Source organism: Paenibacillus aquistagni, assembly GCF_900177815.1.
In the GTDB taxonomy this organism is placed as follows: domain Bacteria; phylum Bacillota; class Bacilli; order Paenibacillales; family Paenibacillaceae; genus Paenibacillus_B; species Paenibacillus_B aquistagni.
Genome location: NZ_FXAZ01000001.1, coordinates 1,826,291 through 1,852,300 on the forward strand (window position 1 = coordinate 1,826,291; position 26,010 = coordinate 1,852,300).

Annotated in this window: 23 protein-coding genes and 1 pseudogene; 9 read left to right on the forward strand and 15 right to left on the reverse strand. The window is 45.3% G+C overall.

The features are described from left to right. Positions 1-3: 3 nt before the first annotated feature. From B9Y93_RS08570 to B9Y93_RS08585, 4 genes and pseudogenes are all read right to left on the reverse strand, one after another. Positions 4-1,104, reverse strand: a complete 1,101-nt coding sequence (locus B9Y93_RS08570; protein ID WP_085493863.1) for an acyltransferase — start codon at positions 1,102-1,104, stop codon at positions 4-6. A gap of 19 nt (positions 1,105-1,123) precedes the next feature. Beyond that, a complete protein-coding gene (locus B9Y93_RS08575; protein ID WP_085493864.1) occupies positions 1,124-2,476 on the reverse strand; it encodes a glycosyltransferase family 2 protein in 1,353 nt (450 codons plus the stop codon). A gap of 499 nt (positions 2,477-2,975) precedes the next feature. Further along, positions 2,976-3,568 (reverse strand): annotated as a pseudogene (locus B9Y93_RS08580) (SDR family NAD(P)-dependent oxidoreductase); the annotation flags it as partial. Positions 3,569-3,703: 135 nt separating this feature from the next. Next, positions 3,704-4,264, reverse strand: coding sequence for a GNAT family N-acetyltransferase (locus B9Y93_RS08585; RefSeq protein ID WP_085493865.1), 561 nt, complete (start codon positions 4,262-4,264; stop codon positions 3,704-3,706). 208 nt (positions 4,265-4,472) lie between these two features. On the opposite strand from B9Y93_RS08585, the gene B9Y93_RS08590 reads away from it, so the two are divergent. From B9Y93_RS08590 to B9Y93_RS08600, 3 genes are all read left to right on the forward strand, one after another. Beyond that, positions 4,473-5,054 (forward strand): TetR/AcrR family transcriptional regulator, encoded by a 582-nt coding sequence (locus B9Y93_RS08590; RefSeq protein WP_085494033.1) that lies wholly within the window; start codon positions 4,473-4,475, stop codon positions 5,052-5,054. A gap of 63 nt (positions 5,055-5,117) precedes the next feature. Further along, positions 5,118-5,474, forward strand: coding sequence for a DMT family transporter (locus B9Y93_RS08595; protein ID WP_085494034.1), 357 nt, complete (start codon positions 5,118-5,120; stop codon positions 5,472-5,474). Beyond that, positions 5,474-5,788, forward strand: a complete 315-nt coding sequence (locus B9Y93_RS08600; protein WP_085493866.1) for a DMT family transporter — start codon at positions 5,474-5,476, stop codon at positions 5,786-5,788. The genes B9Y93_RS08595 and B9Y93_RS08600 overlap by 1 nt, the downstream gene beginning before the upstream one ends. Before the next feature lie 336 nt (positions 5,789-6,124). On the opposite strand, the gene B9Y93_RS08605 is transcribed toward B9Y93_RS08600, so the two are convergent. Next, a complete protein-coding gene (locus B9Y93_RS08605) occupies positions 6,125-7,540 on the reverse strand; it encodes an RsmF rRNA methyltransferase first C-terminal domain-containing protein (RefSeq protein ID WP_085493867.1) in 1,416 nt (471 codons plus the stop codon). A 92-nt stretch (positions 7,541-7,632) separates the two neighbouring features. After that, positions 7,633-9,141, reverse strand: coding sequence for a cellulase family glycosylhydrolase (locus B9Y93_RS08610; protein ID WP_085493868.1), 1,509 nt, complete (start codon positions 9,139-9,141; stop codon positions 7,633-7,635). Positions 9,142-9,403: 262 nt separating this feature from the next. Here B9Y93_RS08610 and B9Y93_RS08615 point away from each other — a divergent pair, with 262 nt between their 5' ends. The 3 genes from B9Y93_RS08615 to B9Y93_RS08625 all read left to right on the forward strand — a co-directional run bounded on the left by B9Y93_RS08615 (position 9,404) and on the right by B9Y93_RS08625 (position 12,754). Next, a complete protein-coding gene (locus B9Y93_RS08615) occupies positions 9,404-10,027 on the forward strand; it encodes a TetR/AcrR family transcriptional regulator (RefSeq protein WP_085493869.1) in 624 nt (207 codons plus the stop codon). 185 nt (positions 10,028-10,212) lie between these two features. Next, positions 10,213-11,430 (forward strand): MFS transporter, encoded by a 1,218-nt coding sequence (locus B9Y93_RS08620; protein WP_085493870.1) that lies wholly within the window; start codon positions 10,213-10,215, stop codon positions 11,428-11,430. Positions 11,431-11,728: 298 nt separating this feature from the next. Next, entirely contained in the window at positions 11,729-12,754 is a 1,026-nt protein-coding gene (locus B9Y93_RS08625; RefSeq protein ID WP_085493871.1) for a hypothetical protein, read from the forward strand. Between the two features lie 284 nt (positions 12,755-13,038). On the opposite strand, the gene B9Y93_RS08630 is transcribed toward B9Y93_RS08625, so the two are convergent. From B9Y93_RS08630 to B9Y93_RS08650, 5 genes are all read right to left on the reverse strand, one after another. Further along, positions 13,039-13,401, reverse strand: coding sequence for a DUF4180 domain-containing protein (locus B9Y93_RS08630; RefSeq protein WP_085493872.1), 363 nt, complete (start codon positions 13,399-13,401; stop codon positions 13,039-13,041). 25 nt (positions 13,402-13,426) lie between these two features. Continuing rightward, positions 13,427-13,969: a GNAT family N-acetyltransferase gene (locus tag B9Y93_RS08635; RefSeq protein WP_085493873.1), complete on the reverse strand. Its 543-nt coding sequence runs from the start codon at positions 13,967-13,969 to the stop codon at positions 13,427-13,429. Positions 13,970-13,990: 21 nt separating this feature from the next. Beyond that, on the reverse strand, positions 13,991-14,608 hold the full coding sequence (locus tag B9Y93_RS08640) for a TetR/AcrR family transcriptional regulator (protein ID WP_085493874.1): 618 nt from the start codon (positions 14,606-14,608) through the stop codon (positions 13,991-13,993). A gap of 130 nt (positions 14,609-14,738) precedes the next feature. Continuing rightward, complete coding sequence (locus B9Y93_RS08645; RefSeq protein ID WP_244903320.1) at positions 14,739-15,200, reverse strand: NUDIX domain-containing protein; 462 nt, start codon at positions 15,198-15,200, stop codon at positions 14,739-14,741. 248 nt (positions 15,201-15,448) lie between these two features. Continuing rightward, positions 15,449-17,518 carry a S8 family serine peptidase gene (locus B9Y93_RS08650; protein ID WP_085493875.1) on the reverse strand — a complete coding sequence of 690 codons (2,070 nt, stop codon included), beginning with the start codon at positions 17,516-17,518 and terminating at the stop codon, positions 15,449-15,451. A gap of 420 nt (positions 17,519-17,938) precedes the next feature. Between B9Y93_RS08650 and B9Y93_RS08655 the strand changes: the two genes are divergently transcribed. From B9Y93_RS08655 to scfB, 3 genes are all read left to right on the forward strand, one after another. After that, positions 17,939-20,128, forward strand: coding sequence for an NPCBM/NEW2 domain-containing protein (locus B9Y93_RS08655; protein WP_085493876.1), 2,190 nt, complete (start codon positions 17,939-17,941; stop codon positions 20,126-20,128). Between the two features lie 221 nt (positions 20,129-20,349). Next, positions 20,350-20,499, forward strand: coding sequence for a six-cysteine ranthipeptide SCIFF (scfA, locus tag B9Y93_RS08660; protein WP_085493877.1), 150 nt, complete (start codon positions 20,350-20,352; stop codon positions 20,497-20,499). 182 nt (positions 20,500-20,681) lie between these two features. Next, on the forward strand, positions 20,682-22,061 hold the full coding sequence (gene scfB, locus B9Y93_RS08665) for a thioether cross-link-forming SCIFF peptide maturase (RefSeq protein WP_085493878.1): 1,380 nt from the start codon (positions 20,682-20,684) through the stop codon (positions 22,059-22,061). 256 nt (positions 22,062-22,317) lie between these two features. Here scfB and B9Y93_RS08670 read toward each other — a convergent pair whose 3' ends face one another. The 4 genes from B9Y93_RS08670 to B9Y93_RS24740 all read right to left on the reverse strand — a co-directional run. Then, a complete protein-coding gene (locus B9Y93_RS08670; protein WP_085493879.1) occupies positions 22,318-22,896 on the reverse strand; it encodes a DUF4256 domain-containing protein in 579 nt (192 codons plus the stop codon). A 16-nt stretch (positions 22,897-22,912) separates the two neighbouring features. Continuing rightward, positions 22,913-24,502 (reverse strand): 23S rRNA (uracil(1939)-C(5))-methyltransferase RlmD, encoded by a 1,590-nt coding sequence (rlmD, locus tag B9Y93_RS08675; RefSeq protein ID WP_085493880.1) that lies wholly within the window; start codon positions 24,500-24,502, stop codon positions 22,913-22,915. Between the two features lie 354 nt (positions 24,503-24,856). Next, positions 24,857-25,195, reverse strand: a complete 339-nt coding sequence (locus tag B9Y93_RS08680; RefSeq protein ID WP_085493881.1) for an Imm3 family immunity protein — start codon at positions 25,193-25,195, stop codon at positions 24,857-24,859. A 17-nt stretch (positions 25,196-25,212) separates the two neighbouring features. Next, a partial coding sequence (locus tag B9Y93_RS24740; protein ID WP_280522883.1) for a deaminase domain-containing protein occupies positions 25,213-26,010 on the reverse strand: 798 nt, incomplete at its 5' end.

Below are 26,010 nucleotides of genomic sequence, written 5' to 3' on the forward strand. Positions count from 1 at the left end.
GTTCTACCCTCTTCCGCCAAATAGAATACGTGTCATGACCTTGCTCAACTGCAGCACCTTCACCGAAATATAACTCACAATCAAAACGGCAAAGATATTGATCAACAAATGCAAAGACGTATCCCAGAAGGCGCCCTGCGTGCTAATCCGCTGAGCAACGATAATTTCGACGAGAAGATGGATCAGATAGATGCTGAAGCTCGCTTTGGATACAGACCCGATCATCTTCTTCACTTTGTAATTGATCGCAGATTGGAAGTGAGGTTCCTTCTCCTGGAAGTATAGGAACAATCCGATCGCCATGAAGAAGGTTGTAAGCGAGTAGTTGCCGTAGAACATCTCATCGAGCACACCATCCTGCATGGACACAAAATATGTCGCAATGGGTGTGAGGAAGAATGAGATGATCCCTAGATTGAAAAAGAGATTGCGTGCTTTCAATGATATTTCATAATTATACAAGTAATAGCCTAGCACAAAGTAGCCTAAGTACCCTGTGAAAAATGGAATGTTCAGAATGGGCATATAAAAATAGTTCCCAGTCAACTGGAATACGGTATCCGTCACAAACCGATAACCAATGCTAACGATAAACCACATGATTAAAAAGTATCGAATATCCTTTTCCTCACATGCCTTTACCATTTTCGATACGAGAGGTACCGTCATGTAGATTGCAATAATCGCATACAAAAACCATAGATGCACATAGTTACGATCCACAAGCAGGTTATAGCCAAATACCTTCAGAAACTCTAATACACCGATATTGCTCTTAAGTACAACATATTGGTTATATAAAGCGTAGATCAATGACCAGCTGACCAATGGAATGACCAACGGCAAGACGCGCTTAAGATAGAATTCTCGGTACGAAGTAATCTTCACTCGTAGAATCATGGCTCCGCTAATCATAAAGAAGACAGGAACCGCAAATCTTGCGATGGAGTTCAAAATGTTGTTAACCCACCAAGATGCCGAATCAAAATCATTTGTACGGGTCAATAGATCCGCTGTGATATGAAGAATAACGACGGCAACAATAGAGAGCACACGTAATAAATCGATGTAAATGATGCGATTGTTTTTGAAGATGCTGTTCATTATGGCCTCCAGTATGACTTTATTGTGAGCTTGCAGCCGTTTGCTGACTGATCGAAGCGGTTCCCTTCCGTTCTATGAATCCCCAGCTCTCATCGGTATCGAAATACTTGAATGTCCCTACAATGTTGATATACAGCAATATATTTCGATAAGTGAGCAGCTCATATTGGCTGAACAAGAACAGCCTTAACCTATCGATAAGGGAGTAGCGGCTTCCGTATTTCTGCGTCAAATAAATCGCAAGGATAATTTGAAGAGCATTTATGAGGAGTGTAATGATGAGTAATATCATGACACGCAAGAGGTTGTCACCACTGATCAGTGCATTTGCAACGTAGAAAATCATAGTGAAGGCGGTTAGCGTTCCTAAAATAAAGCCATCGATGGCAAAGAAGAGGCTGATTCCTACGCTGAACTGCTGCGATAGCTTGGACCAATACAGCAAAATGCAATCCACAAACGCTTTTTGCCAGCGGATCCGCTGTTTATAGAAATTTTTCAAATTCTCTGGGCATTCGGTGTAGCATACGGCTTCAGGAGCATATACAAGCTTCTGCTTCAGCTTGTTCTCTCGAATGTACTTGTGAATCTTAAGCGTAATGTCGATGTCTTCGCCAACCGTTGAACGGAAGCCTCCTGTTTTGTACATAATATCCCGCTTAAAGGCTCCAAACGCTCCCGAGATTACCACAATGGAATTGAAGAAGGATTGGGTTAGTTTGCGTACATAAAAACCATGCATATAATTTAGAATTTGGCTTTTGACAAGACCAGGTCCTTTGAATTTCTCAATGACACGACCCTCCTCATCCCGCTCTGCACCTTGTACAATCTTCACTGTCCCGCCAAGCGCAATAATCTTGTCATCATGGAAGTATTGGCTGACATATTTAAGTGAATTGCGCTCCAGCATGCTGTCGGCATCCAAGGTCACCACGATATCGCCGACTGCATAATCAATACCAGCGTTCAAAGAGTCTGCCTTGCCTCCGTTGACCTTATCGATAACAAAAAAGTGAGGATGAACCTTTGACTGGTACAGCTGCTTAACGGTCTTGTACTGCAGGGAGTTGGCCGGGGTTCTAGAGATCGGCTCAAGCTCTAACAGCTCTTGTAGACGCTCCAGCGTATTGTCTTTGGAACCGTCATTGATGAACATAATCTCATGCTGCTGATAGTTAACCTCCAGCATCGCTTGAATACAGTTCTCAATCGTGCGTTCCTCATTGTAGGCAGGTACCAGGACCGAGGTCGTATGTTCTGCCAAATCTTCTTGCAGCGGTTTAACTTTGCTGGCTAATAAAGGCACGATGGTGTACAGGATCTGGAAGATGAAGTACACGCCAGTCGTTAAATACAGAAAAATATACATGTTTTCTCTCCTTTCTCTCTCTACATGTGAAAACACTCCTGGTACTACTAGGTATAGGCCTGATGTCATTCTTCAAGATGTCAAAGTCACCTATGAGGAATGAAGAGGTTCGCTTCATCATGAGGATGAACAACGAGGTACAGTATTCGCACCTTCTTTCATGGTTGGGATGATTTAGGAAAAAAACTCTATGATTAAATTATCTTACATTCTATAAATTAGTAAAATGCCCAGTCATTATAAGTAACCGATTACATCTTTCATTTTCTTCTTTTTTCTCTCTTTTCCATTATATTTCTCTCATATCACAATTTATTACATCCTATGACATAATTATGAAGATGTTGTGAAGATCTGTAGTTCGTGAAGAAAATTACCGAATTCTCATATAAATCAAGAGCCTCCCCCGAAATAATCGGAAGAGGCTCCTGATAGATTATAGTTAAACGATCTAAATTTATTCATATTTTATACAGTTAATATGCAATTATGGAAAACATTACTTCGCCGCATATCCACCGTCGATAGGCAACTCTACCCCTGTGATATAGGAGACTCATCCGAAGCTAAGAACAGTACGGCATTTGCAATGTCTTCTGCAAGACCTAGCCGAGGCAGCGGTGTTTGGGAGAGAAACCACTGTCTCATGTCAGGATCTTCCATCGACTTGATGCTCATCGGTGTCTTGATATAGCCCGGATGAATCGAGTTCGCTCGTATATTATGCTTGGCAAAATCAACGGCGGTTGCTTTGGTCAGCATTCGAACAGCGCCCTTGCTCGCGGTATAAGCTCCGGCACCGCTTCCTCCAGTCAGACCAGCAATGGAGGAGATGTTGACAATGGACCCTCCACCGCTATTGATCATGTGGGGGATAACTGCTTTTTGACCCAAAAAGACCCCTGTTAAATTAATCGACATGACTTTATTCCATAGCTCAAGAGAAGCTTCTAGGAATGGAACCTCACTAGAGATCCCCGCATTATTGACTAGAATATCTATCTTGCCATACTCGTTTATCGCTGCATCGACAACGCTTGTCCAATCTTCCTCAGAAGCAACATCATGGCAAAGCCCAATAGCAGACCCGCCGTTATCTACGAAATCGGTTTATCGACCAAAAGAAAGCTGGTTTTTGTCTATGACGTAACTTGTAAATGTTATGATAAAAAAGACTGCTATCCTTGATAGCAGTCTTTCACCTGAAAAAGCGCGTTTATTCCATTATTAAGATACAGGCTTAACCATATGGTCATAGTCATCATTCGCGATGGTCAGCACCAAGCCATCTGCGTGATATCCTTGGGCTTCATACAGCCTTCTCGCTTTTTCATTTGCTACATCGACCAGCAATGCTGCCCGCTGCAGCCCTCTCTTCACGGCCTCCTGTTCAAATGCGGCCATAAGATGCTTCGCGATACCTCGGCCTCGATACTTGGCGTCAACGGCCAGCGAATCCAGGTAGAACTCACCGCGCTGAGATTCCTTGATCAGTTGGACAGGATGCCCATGCACCTTGGATAATCGCTCCTCAAGCGGTGCATCCAACATATGAACCTCCGAGCCGTCGTAAAAGAGAGCAAAGCCCGCCACCTCATGGTGCTCTTCCCATACGATGCAGTGGGTGTAGCTAAGGCGGTTGCCTGCCGCCTTAAAATATTCAGCCAGCACTTTCTTCGTATATTCCACATCGTCCGTGCCGGACAAATCATGAGCAATATTACCAATGGCTTCTAGCATTAAAGGGATCACAGCATGGCTATCCTCAGGTCGTGCTGTACGTATCATTATGTTTCCTCCTGGCCGTGATGAACACGCAATCCTATGTTTAAATTTGCATCTGACGCTAATACCTGTCGAATGATGCCCATCTATTCATCCTATCATATTTGTTTGCTTTTTAAGAAAATGTCACACGTTTGTTGACAATTGTTTGCTATTTAGATAAAATGAATGACAATCAGTCATTTTGTTGTTGAGCAAAGGAGGGATTACCATCGAAGACAAGAAGGAACGAATCGTCCGCGCAGCAATTGATGTACTGTGCAGCAAAGGGCTTGAGAAGACCAAAGTGTCTGACATTGTTAAGGGAGCAGGGATTGCGCAAGGCACCTTCTATCTATATTTCCCTTCCAAGCTTGCCGTCATGCCATCCATCGCAGAAGTTATGGTTCATAAAATACTCGATGCCCTTCATCAGTCCGTTAATCTAAACGCATCGATCGAAGTTCAGCTTCGCTCTTTTATTGGAACCGTGTTTACGCTTCATCAAGAGAATCGCGAGCAGCTTGCTCTGTTATATGCTGGGTTAGCCTCAAGTGAATACTTAAAAGAATGGGAAGCCATCTATGCCCCTTATTATCGTTGGGTCACCGAAATGCTGAACACTGCCCAGTCTGCTGGTCATATACGCGACTCTCTGAATACAGGCCGAACAGCAAGGCTTGTTATTGGTGCGATAGAATCAGCAGCCGAGCAAGTATTTTTGTTCGATCAAGCGGATGAAGGAGAAATTGAAGCACAAGCAGAGGAAGTATACGCCTTTGTTGCTCATGCGCTTGGGATTAAGGTCCTGTAGATGGAGGACCTGTTTTTTCGGCCCAAAATGACTGAATGTCATTCATAATAGTTAGGAGTGAAAATCATGAATCGTTCTTGGTTGTACGTCGTACTCACCTGCTTGTTCGAGCTGCTGTGGGTATATGGCTTCAATGTGGCCAACAGCTGGTGGCACTGGGTCATTATTGTAGGCATTATTGCTGTCGACTTTCATTTCTTGGCAAAGGCTTGTGAGAACCTGCCAACGGGTACGGTCTATGCCATCTTCGCAGGGGCGGGTACTGTTGGCACCGCATTGATGGATGTATGGTTGTTCAATGAAAGCCTAAGTGCTGCAAAAATGGGGTTTATGATCATTCTCATCGCAGGTGTGATTGGCCTTAAATTGGCGGATCAAGCCGCAGAAGCTAGACAAAAAGAGCAAGGAGCTGCATCATAATGGGTTGGTTATTTGTATTTATTGCTGCTATCTGTGAGATGGTCGGTGTTGTCGGGCTCAAAAAATACTCTCAGAACAAATCATTAAAGAACGGGACTGTCTTCTTAGGCGGATTCGGCGTATCCTTTGCTATGCTTTATACCTCGTTTCATTATCTTCAAGTCAGCGTCGCTTATGCTGTATGGGTGGGGATTGGCACCGCAGGAGCCGTTCTGATCAATATGTTTTTCTTTGGGGAAGGGAAAAGCACAGCACGAATTATCAGTCTCTTGGCCATCATTATTGGCGTGACGGGACTCAAAGCGTTATCATGATGAACGCGCTCCCTTCTTCTTATCACAACCAGCAAGTTCAAACTGACGCCTTAACTAGAGGCGATTATACAAGAATAAGGCGGTCTCTCTCACCTGTAGAGGTTTGAGGGGACCGCCTTGTTGTGTTAACCAGACGCATTCCATGAATGGCAGGAAGCAATTGGCTTAAATGAATTCCTAGCTACCATCTAGAATCTGATCGCTGTTGTTTGAACACTTTAAGATAAGCTCTAGCTGTACACGTTAAAATGTTTAAACAAAGGCGAGCCTCACTGTCTAGATCCCTCATTCAGCCTACAATCTATATGCTTTTGGTCCCATTGGATCGTTCAATAATCACTCGTGTTTGTATTCGCCAATCGGTGTCTGCACGAAGTTGGAATAGATGCCTGTCCATCGGAGCCCTTTGGGGTAATGATTTTTGAGTTGATTCTGCGTTGCTTTCCCCCAGCCGAGCGAGAAGCCATTCACCGTAACCAGCGTCCACCCCTTAGGCCCATCAACGTGAAGGGTCTCCCCCTTCAGATAAGCAAGCACTTCGGGTGATTCCACATCCAAGTTCCACTGCTGTCTTGCTTGATCATTAGTCAAAGTCAAGGCAAGCGCATGAGAAGGCTCAAAGCGATTCTTCTTGAGTGTGCCTAAGTGCCAGCCTGGACGAACAACTTTTAATCGGCGAAGCGACAGCATATCGCTAGGCAGCAGATAGAGCTGATCGCCAAACAAGGTGAAGTCTCCCATAGGCGTATCCGTCAAGGACGCTTTGGCAAAGCTCATATAGTCCTGCAGCAGCTTCTTGTCCACATGATCTCGCGATGCATCAAGCTTGCCCTGCTCGCTGCCATCAACCTTGCGCAGGACCGCAATATAATGGCCTTCGCCCTGCAAGCGATGAGGCCATAGCCGGTAGGTTGCCTCGATAGAAGGAGATGCATCCTTTACCCAATCTTCGCGTCCTCTGGAGAAGCCCTCGTACGCGGCCACATGCTCAATGTCAAAGTTCGCATGCTGCTTCACAAAAGCATCGATCACCCCTTCGTTCTCCTCAGGAGAGAAGGTGCAAGTCGAGTATACCATTCGTCCGCCTGGCTTTAGCATCTTGGCTGCTTCCTCAATGATGTCCATTTGCCGTGCGGCGCAGAAGGCAACATGCTCAAGGCTCCATTCCGAACGCGCATCCACATCCTTGCGGAACATGCCTTCACCTGAGCATGGGGCATCGACAAGAATGACGTCGAAGAATGAAGGGAATTTCTTCGCTAGTCGATCGGGCGTCTCATTCGTGACGACCGCATTTCTTACACCCATCCGCTCCAGATTCTGAGATAGAATCTTTGCTCTGGCTGGATGGATCTCATTGGCTACGAGCAGCCCTGCTTGATTCATCTTCTGAGCCAAATGCGTGGTCTTGCCGCCAGGAGCGGCGCAAAGATCCAGCACCTTCTCGCCGGGCTTCGGATCAACAAGCTCACCTACCCCCATAGCGCTCGGCTCTTGAATGTAATACAGGCCGGCATCATGATAAGGGTGCTTGCCTGGACGATCCTCATGGGAATAATAGAAGCCGTCTTGCACCCAAGGGATCGGATGTATAGTGAAGGGTTGAGTTTGAATAAATTCATCTCTCGTCAGCTTCAAGCGATTGATGCGCAATCCCTGCGCTTTATCCTGCTCATAGCTCCGCAAGAAAGGCTCTGCTTCCTCTTGAAGGAGCTCTCTCATTTTAACAACAAAATCATTCGGTAACTTCATAGGCATAACCTCGCTTATGTCTAGATTGCTTTTAACATTTTAACGAGGCCATAGGCCGAAATCAAGTGGGTATATCTAGAGCAGCTGCCCTCTCATGAACGAGTTCGAACAACGAGCTCTCTACGGCCTGTGCAGCAGGCTGGAATACTCAGAAATCCCGCTTCCGATCCGTCTATCACTTGCAGGCTGCAGCCTGTGCCATGTGGCGTTAATTCTATAGTGCTCTGCTCCATTTTGTCCATATGCGGCAAATATACGAGCGTTGGCTGCTCATTTGGCTGCTCCTCCCAAGTCATGCGGAATCCGCATGCTTCGGCATCATATTGATAATGCAGCAGCACTCCTGCTACTGCATGAGGCAGACCGCGCTTGATGCCTTCAAAGGATGGATACTGATCCACAGCTGCGTCATCATAGGACCAGTAGGTATCGCTGCACAAGAGGCGCTCAAACGTCTCTTTAACATGCAGTGCTGCTTCCTGCGTATCCATAGAGCCGTAATAAGCCCCCCATTCGCCTACTAGCATTGGCATGCTGAGCCGCTGTCTCGTGTGTTCATGGTGATCAAACAACAGGCTCACTCGCGCCTTGCTGCCAGCGCTCGCATGGGAGGTATCCGTAACAAGATCATAGCCATGAGGCGCATATGCCTGTTGAGGATCGCGCTTGCCATTTGCGGATAAAATCGGCTCTATTCCGCTATGTACGCCCATATTGGCGAAGAGATTCGTTTCAAGGAACAGGATGCCTGAATCGTCCACCTCACGAATTGCATGTGCCACCCGCCCATACATATTCATCAATTGATGTGCTTCAAATGCTTGCTGTCCCGGCTCAAGCGCATGTAAAAATGCCTTGAAGCTGTCCTTATCTTCTAACATCCTGAACAGTTCCAGCTTCTCTTCCGACTGGGACCAAGCTGCTGCGAACTTATCTGCTATAAGCCCAGCATTGCTCTTACTACCAGCGCTCTTTGCAACTAGACTATTCATCTGCGCCATTAAAGGCTCAAGCAGCTGCTGAACCGAAGACCCCATGAATGGCTCGTTCATGAGATCGTAGCCAATCACATTCGGCTCGCTTCCAAGCTCCTCCGCCACTTTGCGCCAAGCGGCAGCGTAATGATCCTGAAGGCCGATGCCATCCGTGGCCTTGGAATTATTCCAAAAATGGTCAAATGCACGCTGAACAGCCTCATTATGCAGATAAGCATCACTCCACAGCGGATAAGGTTCATAAGCCAATCCGTCAGTCAATGTCGCCCATGCTGGGGCCCCATCGCCAAAGCTTGCACTGAACAAGTCCTGATGCATATCGAGAAAGACATAAAGTCCCGCTTCTTGTGCCCATTGAATAACTTGACGCAATCGTCTTAGATATTGCAAATCATATTGACCCGGGTTAGGCTCCACTCCATCCCAGATCACACCAAGCCGAACCACATTAAAGCCCCAACTGTACAGTTTATGGAACACAGAGAGATCCCACTCCCCTATATAGCCACGTGATGCATCCTTACACACCATATTAATTCCGTGGAGCAGCACATGACGATCATGACAATCGATAAAGCGACCTTCCTTAACCTGGATAGCAGACATGACGAAGCCTCCTTTTCGAGCTTTGAGCTATAACAAGCGAGACACAATGTTCGATGTATACGAAAAAAGCATTTTGCAGCCTTACTTTTTTGTACTGACTAGTCAGTTTAATGATAATCAAGTTTATTCTTCCCTGTCAAGCACACAGGAAAAACAACCCTTTATAAGCTGCCTCTTGCATCTGAAAGCTTGATTTGATAAGATACTGAACGAACGTTCAGTATAAGGCGTGCAAGATGAATATTAGAAGGAGTGGACACATGTGAACAAGAAACAGCTGCAGAGCGAGCAAACCAAAAAAAAGATTGCCCATGCAGCAAGAAATCTGTTCGTTCAAAAAGGGTACAAAGCCACTTCCATTGAAGATATCGTTGAAGCGACTGGGAGCAGCAAAGGGAACATCTACTATCATTTTAAGAGCAAAGAAGGCTTATTTTTGTATCTCATTGAGGAATGGGACTATGACTGGGATCAAAAGTGGCGCGAGAAAGAGTCACTGTATCCGACCACCATTGATAAGTTCTTTGGATTTGCTGAGCAGATGGTGCTGGAGGATCTTAATCATCCGTTGACGAAGTCAGCAGACGAATTCTTCAAGAGTGAAGAACAGACAAGCGAGATGGAGGAGCGCATCACAGACATGGTGCAGCGGCATCTTCAATTTAATCAGCAGCTGATTCAAGAAGGAATTGATGCGGGACAATTCCACGCTCAGGATACCAATAGCCTTGCTGTTATTTTGGAGGGCCTGATGTTTGGGCTAAGCCATATGTCCCGCAAATCCTCGCTTCAGGAAGCATTGGCATTGTATCATGATGCGATCAAGGTATTCTTGTATGGCATTGCTGCGAATCGGCCTGAGGATCAATCGAATAACGAAGAGTAAGAGAATGAAAGCTTTGAAGGGTATCAATCAACCTGAGAAAAGCTGCCGCGTTCAGCCTTATCCAAGTAGGATGGGGTGAACGGCTGTTGTCATACAAAACGAACGTTCAGTATTAATTATTTTTTTATGAATGAATTATCACATAACACCACATCTTAAAAAAGAATATGGGTAAGGAGCATCTTATGTCACTACTACTACGTAATCGAGCTGCTATTCTGCTGCTCATGCTAAACATCTTTCTTGTCTTTACAGGCATTGGTCTTGTTATTCCGATCATGCCTACGTACATGACGGAGCTTCACATCAGCGGAAAAATGGTTGGTCTGCTGGTTGCGGCGTTCTCGTTCACCCAGCTACTGTTCTCCCCATTTGCAGGGAGATTGTCCGATTCGCTTGGACGGAAGAAAACCATCGTTGCAGGGATGATCTTGTTTGCATTATCCGAATGGTTGTTCGGTTCAGTTAACTCACCCGTCTTCCTCTTTGCGGCGCGCATGATTGGAGGATTAAGCGCAGCCCTGATGATGCCTTCCGTTATGGCCTATGCTGCAGACGTAACAACAAATGAAGAAAGAGCCAAAGGAATGGGCTTCATCAATGCAGCCATAACGACAGGCTTTATCATTGGTCCTGGAATCGGAGGATATCTTGCAGAGTTTGGGATTCGCGTTCCTTTCTATGCGGCTGCTATTGCAGCAGGAGCATCAGCACTTATTACAGCATTTATTCTTCCTGAATCGCTTACGGCTGAGAAGCGCGAGCAGATCAAAGCCTCTGCCACCAAGCAGGATAACTTGTTCAAGCAGCTAATGCTGTCTTATAAGGAGCCTTATTTCATCAGCTTGGTTATCGTCTTGGTCACTTCCTTCGGCCTTGCCAACTATGAGACCGTATTTGGCCTGTTCGTCGATCACAAGTTCGGGTTCACACCGAAGGACATTGCCTTTATTATTACATTTGGCTCCATCTCTGGGGCTGTCGTTCAAGTAACAATCTTTGGCTGGATTCTTAATCGCTTTGGAGAAAGACGTGTCATCTCCGTTTGTCTGCTCATTGCTGGATTGTTCGTGCTCATGACACTCTTCGTGCATACGTACTTCTTGATTGTTGTTGTCACTTTTATCGTATTTCTATCGATTGATATCCTGCGACCTGCAATTGGTACGCAGCTGTCTAAGATGGCTCAGGACCAGCAAGGCTATGTGGCAGGTCTCAACTCTGCTTATACGAGCTTAGGCAATATTGCTGGCCCCATCGTAGCGGGAGCGTTGTTTGATGTCGATATCAATTACCCTTATGTGATGGCAGCTATTGTTCTCGTTCTCTGCTTCTTGTTGTCCTTAAGAGCAAAGAAAGTACTGCAGCATCATGCAGGAGACAAGATTACAAGCCATTCTTAAGTCAACATCCATAACAGGTCCAGTAACGCATGATAAGAGGCTGCTGCCCTAGAAGTGGTCTTAGGATATAGAACGATTTTTCTTGCATGTCAAGCAGGATCTCATCATCCACTCTGTGGAGACTGAGGTCCTGTTTTTACTTTGAATGTCAGTTTTTGAGATCGAGTCTACTCTTGAACAAAGAACGCTGCATTTAGTCCGCAGCTTATTCAACTTCAATCTGTTTGACCTTGCGTATATGTCCCCTTCCGTGCTCATATTGTAAAAAATCGACATGAATATGAAAAGGAGTGATCTCTTGAATACAGGCGAGGCACGACGTATTGTAAAGGAATGGATTCACGCCTATGCTCATCATTGCGAATACTATCTAGGCGCTTATTACAGCGGCTCTACTCTCGCACTGTCTGATGAAGATCCGCTTCCTCCTCATTCCGATATAGACATTATGCTCGTCATAGATGCAAGCGAGCCTCACGAGAAGCTTGGAAAGTTTCGATATCAAGGCTTGCTTATGGAGGTTACGATCCTCACCTGGACTGAGTTGGAATCTGTTGATGACGTGCTTGTCTCCTATCATCTTGCGAGCAGCTTGCGGGTGAACACAATTATAGACGATCCTACTGGAAAAATTGGGAGGCTGCAGATTGAGGTTGCCAATCGATTTCCTAGACGGGAGTGGGTAGAACTTCGATGCCAGAGGGTGAGAGCGCGCATTGAAGCAGGCCTTCAGCATTTTGATCCTGTACGCCCATTCCATGAACAGGTAACCGCATGGTTGTTTCCTACCGGAATCATGTGCCATCTTATCTTAGTCGCGGATAAACAGAATCCGACCGTTCGCAAGCGCTATCTTGCGGCAAGAGAGGTGCTGCAAGCTTATAGGCTTCAAGACTTCTATCCGAAGCTGCTGGCACCCTTAGGGTGTGCACATATGTCCCCTTCTCAGATCAAACGATATGTGGATCGCCTAGAGCCGCTCTTTGATGCGGCAGCCGAAGCATCGGATACTCCATTTATGTTCAGTTCCGATATTACCCCTGAGGCGCGGACGATTGCGATTGAAGGCAGCCGCTTATTGATTGATCAAGGCAATCATCATGAGGCGATATTCTGGATTGTCGCCACTTATGCCCGCTGTCATACCATCCTTGCTGTAGACGAGCCAGCTATTCATCAGCGCTTGCTACCAGATTTTGAGGAAATGATGCGTGACCTTGGGATCACTTCTTATGAGGATTTAACAGAACGTGCGAAGGAAGGCTTGCGAATGCTGCCAGAGGTATGGGGTATTGCTGAGCAGATTATAGAGGCGAATTACTAAATATGAAAAACACTCTTCATAAAGAGCTTGGGATATAGGAATCGATGGGAAAAAGCCCATGCTTATCGCCTGCGCACTTCATCCATCCATTGGAGAGGTAACCTCTTGCTGCTAAGATTTTAATCTAAAAAGGGTGTTCGAGTCATCTCCTGCAGCGACTTGAACACCCTGGTTGATGCAGTATGAAGGCCTTGATTCATGCACTTGCTTCTAACCTCTCGCATTCATAGATGCCATCTTATTGTAATTCTAACGTATCACCACAATTGTTCGCTTATGCTCACCTATGTTCGTTTTATTGCAGCGATGGCTTCTTCCTCTGTGGCAGTAAAGAAAAACTGAGTGCCTTGATTGCATTCATAAATAAAGTCCCGCAGGCTCTTGCTCTCTATCTGGCTGTAATCGCCTACAATGGCGAGCTTCATCTGATAATTTGTATATTTTTGCAGGATCTCGCCTGCAAGCTTCGTGCTAAGCTCAAAGAAATCAGGAACAATATGCTCCTGTTTCCACACAAGCGCGTCACAGCCTTGATATTTGGCATTTGCAAGGGCATCTAATGCATCCTGTACATGGTGAATCACGATCGCATCGCTTTCTAGGATCGCAATGGAATAACCTTCTTCTGTGTGAACTCTCATTTGCATACGGATCTGCTCCTCTCATCACTTATCATGCGATAGCTGCACGATATTCTTCCTGCAGCATTCCCATATGAATAATATCATGCCACTGCCCCTCTCTGTAAATCGATTGACGTGAGATTCCCTCTTGCTTGAACCCGAGCTTAAGGTATAAGCGAATCGCTCTATCATTAAATGAAAAGACACGCAAAGCCATTCGATGCAGATTGCATTCTAAGAAGGCATAATGGAGCAGCAACTGAAGCGCTTCTGTACCATACCCTTTTCCCCAATATGCTTTGTTTCCAAGCTCCAAAATGCATTCGCCGTTGCGGTTCTTATCATCCATATGAACGATGGCCGTTATTCCAATCGCTTCATGATTCTCCTTATCCACGATCATATAATTTTTCGATGTGTTTGATCCTAGTATAACCTGAGTGACGAACTGCCTCGTATCCTCTAGAGACACAAGCTCCAGATGAGGGCTAGTCGTCTGCATGACCACCATGTCATTTCGCCACTGATGGTACAGCTCCACGTCTGCTTCCGTCATTTTTCGAAGATAGATTCTAGAAGACTCAAACAACATGCTTTACCTCCCCAATTGATTTTAGGCAGTCACAGGACACAATAGTGCTTTCATCGCCGCAATAAGTGCTTCCACCTGTTCCTGTGCTTTGATCGTATTCGCGCCATGCTGCGATGAATTCAATAATATTCCATCCATGAAAGATAGGAAGCTGTGCGCGATTGTATCCGTTGGCAGGATCGGATAGAACTCGCCTGTTGACCTGCCTGCCTCGATAAACGCCGTCAGCACCGCAATGATGCGCTCATATCTTTGCAAAATATAGGAGCTGCTTGCTGATCCTGCAGTGTCTTGGACGGCGAGAAAAAACTCGGAGTTCGCACGAACGAGCGTCCCCTCCCTGCTGCTCAGCTTCATGCGCTGCTCATCGATCCATTGCAGCAGCTGCTCCCAAGAGGAGTTTGTCTTCGTTTGCTCAAAGAATTGCAGATCCTGCTGATCTTCTGCTCTTAACAGCTCTACGTACACATGCTCAATGCTTGTGAAGTAGGCATATAATGCGCCCCTTGAGACCTTTGCCTCCTCAATAATATCCTGCATGGTGGCAAGCGAATACCCTTTGCGAATGAACACTCTCCTTGCTGCTTGCAATAGAGCCCGCTTCTTCTTCTCTTTGTATTCCTCACTAACGATGGGCAATCATTACTCACCTCAACAATAACGACACAATTGTCGTTTTAGTTATTGTCATTATAAACGACAATAATGTCGTTTTCAAGATTTGACGAAAAGTTAATCACGAAATCCATCGAATTTACCGGCTCTCTTATCATGAAGATGCTGAATGCTTGCGACTGATAATACTTTCAATCGCAGGAAGTGTAAAGCAAGCGAGATTGCTTGGAAGCTCATTAAGACTGAACCATTTTAGATCTCCGATTGCTCCACCCTCCTCCATGTTCTTTGCTTCTCCGCCAACCACCGTTGTCTCATAAATGACAGATACCCAGTGCTCCTCATTCTCTGGACGAATGGTTTCTGCTGTGCACAAAAGCCCCTTCACCGCAATCTCAAGATTCACCTCTTCTTTGATCTCACGTATGACACAATGCTCAAGCTGCTCATATGGATCTACCTTACCGCCTGGAATGCTCCACATCCCTTTTTCTGGATTTCTATTTCGAAGCACTAATAGGATCTGATCATGATCATTTGTAATAACTGCCCCAACGCCCAAACGCGGGTGCCCTGTCTCTCTTTTCGAATGTTCCATCAACTCTATGCTGCTCATATCTGCATCCTCCACCCTACATACAGTAAAAAATATATTTGTATAACAAAGAAATATTAATCCCTGATTGCGAACGGCGACCAATGAGGTTCCATTAAGCCATTACTTGATATTTTATCGATCTTTATTGGTGAAATCTACTATCTTCTGCTGCAATCCATTTATATGACGTTGCAGTAGATAAAAGCGCCATTAACAGACGAATCTGTAACGGCGCTTCTATAATTAACCTTTGTTCAATTAAAGGGTTACTTTTTCAGCCATAAGGCTGGCACGATAGAGGGCTCCCAACCCACCATAGATGTATGAGCTTGCAGACATTTGTACGTTGCTCCTCCGTAAGTTACTTCATCCCCAATCTTATAGGATACACCTGGTGCCCATGAAGTAGGAGATGGCTGTGAAGAATCCGTCGTTACCGTTACAGCGTTGCTTGCTGCAGACCGATTACCAGCTGCATCAACCGCTTTAACAGTGAATGTATAGGTTGAACTAGCGGTCAAGCCTGTAATCGTAGCCGTTGTATTCGTGACTGTGGCTGCTAACGAGCTTCCATTATAGACTTCATAAGCGGTTACACCCACATTATCAGTAGAAGCATTCCAGCTGAGCGTCACACTGGTGCTCGTTTTGGCCGTGGACATCACATTGCTAGGCGCACTTGGAGCTTGTGTATCTCCTCCACCGCTGCTGTCGTTAATTTGTAACGTGGTTTGGGCTGAGCTAGGGCTATATCCTGAAAGGGTCGTTTCGGCAAGTATTTGGTAAGTTCCAAGCGGAGTTTGTGCATTAGAGGTTATCGTCCAAGAAGCGACACCTAAGCTGTTTGTCGTAGCCGTGTTGGTAAGGGTGGTACCGTTGGGACGGGTCAGCTTGAAGTTAACCGTGGCTCCTTGGAGCGCATTGCCCTGCGTGTCAGTAACGCTGGAGGTGATGTTAATATTTTCTCCACGTTGATACACGGTCTTGTCCGTTTGCAGGGTCGTATTTGTTTCTTTGATCGGCTGAGGTACATTGCCTCCTGCTGCTATTACAGCGGCGTACGCATCAACAATGCCATACCCATATTGATTCATATTGCCAGCAGGCTGCGCTGTATTTCTTAGAATATTTCTGGCCTCAGAGGGCGTTAGATTTGGATTAACGGATCTCATTAGACCTAGTACGCCAGCTACATGAGGAGTTGCCATCGAAGTTCCTGACATGGTTACATATTGACCATTCGGGTACGTACTATAAATGTTCGATCCAGGAGCCATCAGTTCAAGGCCTGATCCATAATTGGAGAAGCTTGAACGTGTTCGGCTTGACGTAACAGAACCAACTGCGATGGAACTGCTGTAAGCCGCTGGATATGAGATGCTTGAAAGTCCGTCATTTCCAGTTGCCGCTACCACGATTGTCCCTAAGCTTACTGCTGTTTGAATCGCCTCTTCGATCCCACGATCATAACCACCGCCACCAAGCGACATGTTGATAACGTCAGCACTTACATTAGCAGCGTGAAGAATGCCTTGCTGTATGCCATACATCGTTCCAGTACCGTTATTGTTAAGCACTTTAACAGGAATTAAGGTTGCGTTCTGCATAACACCTGATACGGATCCATAACTGGCAATCGTACCTGCGACATGTGTACCATGGCCATGCCCGTCCATTGTGGTGCCACCTGCAAAACTGCGACCTAAGCTCGTGTTCACCAGATTGCTTAAGCTAGGATGATTGCTGTCAATTCCAGTATCAAGCACTCCAATCCTCACGGAGCTTGTCCCCGTCGTCACTCCCCAAGCTTGCGAAACTTTAATCATGTCATAATGCCAACGTTGATTGTTGTGAATGGCTTGGGCAGAAGGGTCTTGTACGGTTGCTGTTTCAAGCGCATACATTTTGCGATTTTCGGAGATATATCGTACGTTGAGTCCGAGACGGTCTAATGTACTTTTCAATGCTTTTTTGGCGGCATCGATTGATTCATAGTCCTCTACAGCGTACTCAATCAGATATACCAGTCCCATTTTTTCTACCGCCGTAGCCCTTACATTGCTGTCTAGCGGCTGTGCAGAGAAAGTGCCTACCTCCTGACCAAACAAGGAGTCAGCAACTACAAAACCATTCTTCGAGAGCGAGACCGACTTCATCAAAGCATCATCCGTGCTTTGAATCGACTTCAAGCTGGGTGATTCTTCGATCGATACAACGAGCTGACCTTCGATGTAATCTGACGAATTACTCTGGTCAGGGTTGGCAAACGATACTCCTGTAAACAATGTTGCGATGAAAAGAATGACGACCAACATAGAGCTTGTAAACTTCTTCATAATCAAACCCTCTTTCATGGAAAAATAGGTGCCGATTGTGTTGGTTTCATGTTTACTTCATGATGAACGTCACACCAAGTGTGAAAGCGCATTCGAGAAAAGTAGATTTACCACACCACCTTCTTTCCATTGTTTTCTCCTCATTGCTCCCTCCCTTCTTTAATATCATTAAATAATTGGGATATAAGAGTATTTATGTATTCTTTTCCCAATTAAATGTATTCTATCATTATTTTTAAGAAAAAGTAAATTACTATTTTAGTAGTAACGAACAGAAAGGCAATATACAGACTCCAACATATGTATAGACAACTACAGTTTAACAGTAAATTTATATTATTTATGGAAGAATAAAGATGCTAATGAAGCAATAGAGATAAACGGTGTTATTTTCAAATTCATTTATCGTAGGAGGATGTAATGAGAACAATGAAGAGATTCCTTCAGGTTTTATCTCTAATGGCAGTAACAGCAGTTGTGGTAACTGTCTCGCCATCTGGGACACTCGTCCAAACTTCAGAAGCAGCCATTACACAGCAAAGCAATCTTGTTGTTCAGCGAAGCTTTGAAGTAACAGCCCTTGGAGACATATGGGCGGAAGGCGAACGAGAGCGTAGATTGATAAATGCTCGAAAAATATTTCAGCCAACAGGTTTATATGCACAACCCAATGAACAACTTGAGATTGAAGTCTCAGGTAACAAACCAATTACAGCGGTTATTGGGACACATCGTCATGATAACGAGTGGGCGATTAGTTATCCATTACAACCCGGTACAAACACCATTTCCTCGCCCAATGGCGGTCTGTTGTCTTTTGACAACAGCAACAATGAGGGTAGCATTCATGTAAATGTAGTAAGTGGGGGCAGTCCTGTTCCATTCTTTGTATTAGGCAAGCATACAAAAGCGGATTGGCAGGCCATGATGAGTGCTTATCCTCATGCACCTTCTGTTGTTCTCCAATCAGAAAGAGCCCTCTTAGTCTTCACATATGCTTCTGCTCAAAACCATATTTTGAATCAAGACCCCGTTCCTGTTTTACAGACTTATGATACGTTTATTGGAGCACAGGATAACATTTCTGGACAATCAAATTCTGATCCTGATTCTCGACATCGGTTAGATAAGCATCTGATTGGCGTTATTGAACAGCCAAACTACACAGGTGGGGCATATGCATATGCGAGTTGGGATGGGGCAATTATGCCTACAAGCACTGGAGCTAATGCGGATGCTTTAGACCTTACAAGAATGGGTTGGGGGCAGTATCACGAGGCAGGCCATTTGAGACAACAAGCCCCTTGGACTTGGGGTGAGATGACTGAGGTGACAGTAAATATATATTCTCTAGCTGCCAAGAAGGCTCTTAAACCTACTGAGCCTGCAAGGTCACAAGGCGAGTACTTAGCTGCTTTCACGTTTGTAGATCAGCCAACCAAAAATTTTTCAGACTCTAATTCAAAATTAGAAATGTTGTGGCAGCTTAATCTTGCTTTTGGGGATAACTTCTACCCAGCCTTACACCGCTTATATCGTGAGATGGCAAATAATGATCTGCCGACTACAGATGATCAGAAAAAACAAGCATTTATTTTAAACACTTCAAAAGTCGCTCAATATGACTTGACGCCTTTCTTTGATAAATGGGGTTTACCTGCAACAAATGAAACAAAAAACAAGATTCATGCATTGAATTTACCTCTTCTAACTGCGCCAATCTGGTTTGGGTCAGAGTATAACATCATTAAACCGACGGATGGAATGGATAAAGTAAAAGTTATTATTGGGGTAACAACCAATAGCCAAGAGACTTCAAACGCTTATAATGCCGCAGTAAATGCATTTGATGGAGATACAAATAGCATCTGGCACAGTGAATGGAATAAACAAAATCAATTCCCTTTCCATATTACAGCAAAGTACGCAAATCCACTAACCATCAACAAGCTGACATATTTACCACGTCAAAGCCAAGAAAATGGTATTATTACAAATTATAAAATTCTAACCAGTCTTGATGGGGTAACATTCAATGAGATTGCAACAGGCACTTGGGCAAAGGACAACACAGAAAAAACAGCAACGTTCACACCTACTCTTGCTAAATATGTTCGACTAGAAGTGCCTCAAGGTGGTGGAGCAAATGGTTATGCATCTGCAAGTGAGATTAAAATCTTTGAAACTGATCCTGTTACGACGTATCTCAGCGATATGGATTGGTTTTCTGCCACAATCGGTTGGGGGACCATCCAAAAAGATCGTAGTGTTGATGGAAATACACTCAAGTTAAACAACAAGACCTATGCAAAAGGCTTGGGCACACATGCTCACAGTGAGATTGTCTACAAACTGGATGGACAGTACACATCCTTTGCCGCGCTAGTTGGGGTAGATAATGAGGTCGGTACTGTAGGTTCTGTGGAGTTCCAGGTTGTTGTAGACAATCAAGTTCTATTCTCAAGTGGTGTCATGCATAATGATGTAGAGCCAAAAGAGGTAAATGTTAATCTTTCTGGGAAGAACGAACTAAAACTTATTGTAACAGATGGTGGAGATGGTATAAATAGCGACCATGCCGATTGGGTAAATGCTCGTCTTATCAATTAGTATTATGAGGTTAAAGCACGTCACATGAGAGGGGTTATCCCCTCTCTTTAGTTTTAGGGTTGAATAATATTTTCCCCATCTGAGTCTAGCACTTTATTTTCTCCTGATCAGTGTGACCTTTTTGGTTGTTGCATGGCTTGTATTGCTGCTACGATAGTCCAGCGTAGTCATGTCGCGTTAATCATGGCTAATGAATGAAATTGGAAGAGGAGAAATATAAGATGAAAAGAATCGTAACACTGAGCACACGCAAATTGATGGATACGGCAAAACACGGCGGCTGCGGCGCATGCCAGACATCTTGCCAATCTGCTTGCAAGACTTCCTGCGGCGTTGCGAACCAGCGTTGTGAAAATGCATTGAACCGATAGTCTTGACCCTTCATCCCATGAAGCTGTTCATGGGAGATTGTCCAAACAGGTATACGTTCTTAGAACGAAACTGTACATATAGGTCCTGCTAACACTGAGCCGTCCTTGAATAAGGGCGGCGCCGTTGTTTATCCGGACAGCGTAAGCCATTCTTCAGGTAAAAAAGGAGCTTGATTCGCAGTATGATTCATCAATATCAACTTAACGGATACAACATCGTAATGGACACTTACAGTGGCTCCGTACATGTCGTAGACGACCTCGCGTATGAGATCATTGCGCTTTATGAGCATACCTCTCGTGAAGAGATCGTAAGACTCATGAAAGAAAAGCATGTTGCTGAGGAGAGCATTCGCGAGACCCTCTCAGCGATTGAGGAGCTTATAACGCATGGGCAGCTCTTTACACAAGATCCGTATGAGAAGTTGGCTGATCAGCTAAAAAGCCGAACAACCTATGTTAAAGCGCTCTGCCTCAATGTTGCGCATACTTGTAATCTATCTTGTGAGTATTGCTTTGCCAGCCAAGGGAAGTACAATGGGGACCGAGCAATCATGAGCGTTGAGGTTGGCCAACGAGCGATCGATTTCCTGCTGGAGCATTCCGGTCATCATCGGAATCTGGACATTGACTTTTTCGGCGGAGAACCGCTTATGGCTTGGAAAGTAGTGAAGCAGATCGTTGCGTATGCGAGAAGCAAGGAACAGGAGTACAAGAAAAACTTCCGCTTTACCTTTACCACAAACGGTATGCTGCTTGATGATGAGGTCACCGAATTTTTGAATCAGGAAATGTATAATGTCGTGTTAAGTCTCGACGGAAGAAAAGATGTTCATGATAAGCTTCGCACGACCGTCACCGGAAAGGGCAGCTATGACCATATCGTGCCAAAGTTCCAGAGATTTGTTCAACAGCGCGGCGACAAAGAATATTACGTGCGGGGAACCTTCACAGGCAACAATGTCGATTTTACCAATGACATTTTCCATATTGCGGACCTTGGCTTTGACAAGCTCTCGATGGAGCCGGTCATCTGTGATCCCAAGGAGCCCTATGCGCTTACCGAGAAGGATCTTCCCGAGATCTACCATCAGTACGAGATTCTCGCCAACGAAATGATTAAGCGCAATGAACAAGGCACAGGATTTACCTTCTATCATTACATGCTTGATCTGTCAGATGGACCTTGCATCCAGAAGCGAATCACGGGCTGCGGATCGGGTACTGAGTATCTTGCCGTCACCCCATGGGGAGAACTGTTCCCGTGCCATCAGTTCGTAGGAGATGAAGCCTACAGCATGGGGAATATCTGGGAGGGTATCACACGACCAGATTTGCAGTGCCAATTCAGAGAGAACAGCTGTTACTCGAAGTCTGAATGCAAGGAATGCTGGGCCAAGCTTTACTGCAGCGGCGGCTGCCCTGCCAATGCGCTGCATGCCACTGGCTCGATCAACGGCATCTATGAGTTCAGCTGTGATGTATTCCGCAAGCGCGTGGAGTGCTCCATGATGGCGAAGGTTGCCGAAACGATTCGAGAGATGGAAGCGGCTGAAAGATAAATAACAAAAGAGGGGCGGCGCCCCTCTTTTCTTTTGCAAGCCATCAAGATTACGCTTTATTACCTTTGTGACTGTTTATTTAACGCTCCATTAGTGACTGCATGACCTGAATAATCTTCTGTCTGCTAACGGGTTCTACATGTCCACAACACAATGATCAAAATCAAAGCCTTCAATTGCTATCTTTAAAGCGCGCAATTTATCTTGTCTAAATAGAAGTCATGATACACCCCGACCACATCACCTATAAATAAGGCTAGACCCTTAGCGAGCCGCGGAAGCCTCTTGCAGCATAGTAGGATTCTGCACCATTGTGGTACACAAAGACTGTATCGTAGCGGCGATCACAAAAAAGAGCCCCGCCGAGCTTGCGAATATGGGCAGGTGTCACCACCCAGCTCGATGTTTTCCGGTCAAACTCGCCAAGCTTCTGCATTTCACGGTATTGTTCTTCCGTAAGCAGCTCAATGCCCATGTCCGCTGCCATTTCTAGAGCATTATTGTCTGGTTTATGATTCTTCCTCGAATCCAGAGCTTCACGATCATAACAAACGCTTCTGCGACCTTTAGGGCTTTCCGCAGAACAATCATAAAAAATATACTCGCCTGTCTTCGTGTCATGGCCTATCACATCCGGCTCGCCTTCCGTTCTTTCCATTTCGTGAAGCGACCACAGCTTTTCTGGGTTAGCCTCAAGCTTGGCATGTACATTAGCCCATTCAAAACCCTCATGGCGATTCATGTTTTTCTCAAAACGAGCCTTCAATGTGTTAAGAAGCCCTTCACGTTGTTCTGGCGACAGCACCATGCTGCTATTTTCATTTTTCTTCGTCATGATCATAACCCCTTTGCTATTTTCTAACTAGTGATACGCAGCACTCCACATGTGATGTCTGCGGGAACATATCCACTGGCTGGACCCACTCCAATATGAAGCCCTGGTCAAGCAGAACCTGGCAATCCTTGGCCAATGTGGACGGATTGCAGGATACGTAGACAAGCCGCTTTGGGCGCGCCTTTACGATAGCCTGCAGCAGTGAGCGCTCACAGCCGGTGCGCGGTGGATCGACAACAACAACGTCTGGCTCAAGCCCCTGCTTCACCCACTCCGGCAGGAGCTTCTCGGCATACCCCTCGTAGAAGCGGGCATTCTCTACTCCGCTCGCACGCGCGTTGTCTCTCGCATCAAGAACCGCTTCCTTGATCAGTTCAATGCCTCGCACCTCTCTCGCCAGCGGAGCAAGCCATAAGCCTATTGTCCCCGTACCGCAGTAGGCATCGACAACCAATTCGTTGCCAGTGAGGGAAGCCGCTTCACGCACTTTGTCATACAGCTTCACCGTCTGCTCAGGATTGAGCTGGAAGAAGGCCCTTGGGGACAGTGCAAACTTAAGCTCGCCTAACTCCTCCTCTAAGCGCTCCTCCCCCCACAGAATGACCGTTTTATCACCAAAAATGAGAGAAGACTTCTCTTTATGGATATTTTGTGCAATCGTGCTTACTCGCGGCAGCTTCGCTCGGATACGTTCCACTAAGCGTTTCACATCTGGGATTCGATCTGTTGCCGTAATGAGGGTCAGCTGCACCTGACCAGATGCACGTCCAATTCGGGCTACAATCGTTCTGATTACGCCGTCTCTGCTTCGCTCATCATAGATCGGAATACGAAGCTCTGTCAGGATCTGCTTCACTTGTTCCATCACTTGGTTCACAACGGGATCCTGAACCGTACACCCACTGATATCAATCAAGCGGTGCGAGCCTGCAGCATACAGCCCCGCAATGATCTGCGAGCCTTCCATGCCTGTTTGAAGCTGTGCTTTATTGCGGTAATGCCAAGGATCATCCATGCCAATAATAGGACGGATGGGCAAATTCTCAATCCCTGCATAACGCTGAAAGGACTCCTTTACGATCTCTTCCTTTGCCCGCAGCTGCGCCTCATAGGTCATATGCTGAAGCTGGCAGCCTCCGCATGCTTCATAGATCGGACAAGGCGGTACCACGCGATCAGGCGAACGCTTCTCAACCTCCGTTAACTCAGCGTGAAGATACGTTGGCTCCACCTTGGTCACCTTCGCCTTCACGACCTCATCCTTAAGCGCCCCTTGAATGAACACCGCTTTGCGCTTGTAATAGCCTACGCCTTCACCATTGATCCCAATACGTTTAATCGTGACGATGATGCGATTGCCCACACTCACTTCCTCAGCAGACCCTCTTGGTTTATCGCCTCTAGACTTATAAGAAGGCTTGCCTGATGGACTAGTCTTTGTCACGCTTGCATTCGGATGGCTGCTTCGCTTATCCTTACGCTCAAATGAAGAAGCCGAATGCTTCTTGGCAGGCTGTGCACTTGCTGTTCTGCGTTCTCCTTTATGCTTGCTGTCCCCAGTTGCGCTCGTTGTCCGCTGCTTCGGTCGCTGCTCTTGCTGTGCCATAATTTCGTTCTCTCCGTTTCCTAATTGACTACCTTTCAATATAACATAGAGAACGTATTTTCCCAATTCACCATGCTGAAAATGATCTAGATGCAGAAATGATGTGGAGTATTTTACAGTTGCGATTGATTTCATATAACTGCGAGAGAACAAAGATAACAAAAAGCAGGTCAATCATGGTGGAATCTGTCCATAATCGACCTACTTAACGTAACGCAATTGCTCTCTTTAGTTTTTAAAAATAAAGCATTGATATGCGTACAAACATAATGTCAAAATCTCTACACGGGTATTACGTGGGCTATCTGTGTTAGTAATTGAATGATGTGTTCATTCGGTACGAGGTAGTACCTATTACAAAATATGCCCAAAATGTCCTTTATATTGTTCAATATCTTGCAAGATTTTCTTAATATCCTCAGCTTCTAATTCTTCCTTCAATGGTATTGAAGAAATATCACTAATCATATTATTCAATCCATTCTTCACATCTTCTCTAAGATAGCTTTTATCCAGACAAAGAAGAGCAATTGTTAGATAAACAACTAATTTTTCTACGTTACTGTTGGTAATACCACGATGATATTCCACAAGCAATTTTTCCGTTACTTGTGATAATGTTAACCCCTCGTCTAAAAACTCTTCAAAATCTTCAACAATATATTGCTCAAGTTCCTTATAGCTGCTTAACATTAGTATCATTCACCTCTCTAATTTTTAAATTCACCAGAGTAGACATTTAATTTGATATTGGGGTATTCTTGTCTGAATTTCATTATAATATCAGAACAACTTCTGCAAGCAGGTAATTCCGTAAATAAATCAATTTTGCCTCTAGTTTGCTTGTTATTCCCTAGTTGATTGGCTATATCCTCTAAGATTTTTCGCTCTGTGTCATTATCCCTAGGAAAAGCCCCCTCACCGTCAACTTCTCCTTTCTGGTTCACTGATTTTGCAGGAAATTGTCCTTCGCCTGTTACTGAAGAAAATCCGTCAGCATTTTCCTTATGAATCCTACTATGGGCTTTGAACTCTGTTTTAAGTCCGGGAATATTCACATCTGCCACTGCAACATTACCATAATTCTTATACTTGTTCGGTAACGAATCACGGATAGCCTGTGTCCTTTCATGGAACATTTCTACTTTTTGAGCATAGCTGAGATTACCCATCCCTTCAATCTTCTTACCATCCCCAGCATCGATTCGCCTGACCACAGAAGAGGTTTCATCCGGTATTCTGACGAGCATCCCATCTGGTGTCACGGCAAAACGGCCTGACTTCAGGCTTTGAACCCAATCCTGGAATCGAATCGTGTATGATTTCCAATCGATCTCTTTGAACCTCTTTATGGGATTGGCCAACACATTCATGACCTTGCTTGTCTTTACCGCTTGGGTCATGCTGCTTAACGCTTCCGGCACCTTCGCCGCTTTGCCAGCCTTCGTCACGCCCATTCCCGGCACGAGAATGGAGGACACCTTGCCAATCATTTCTGCCTTTTCCTC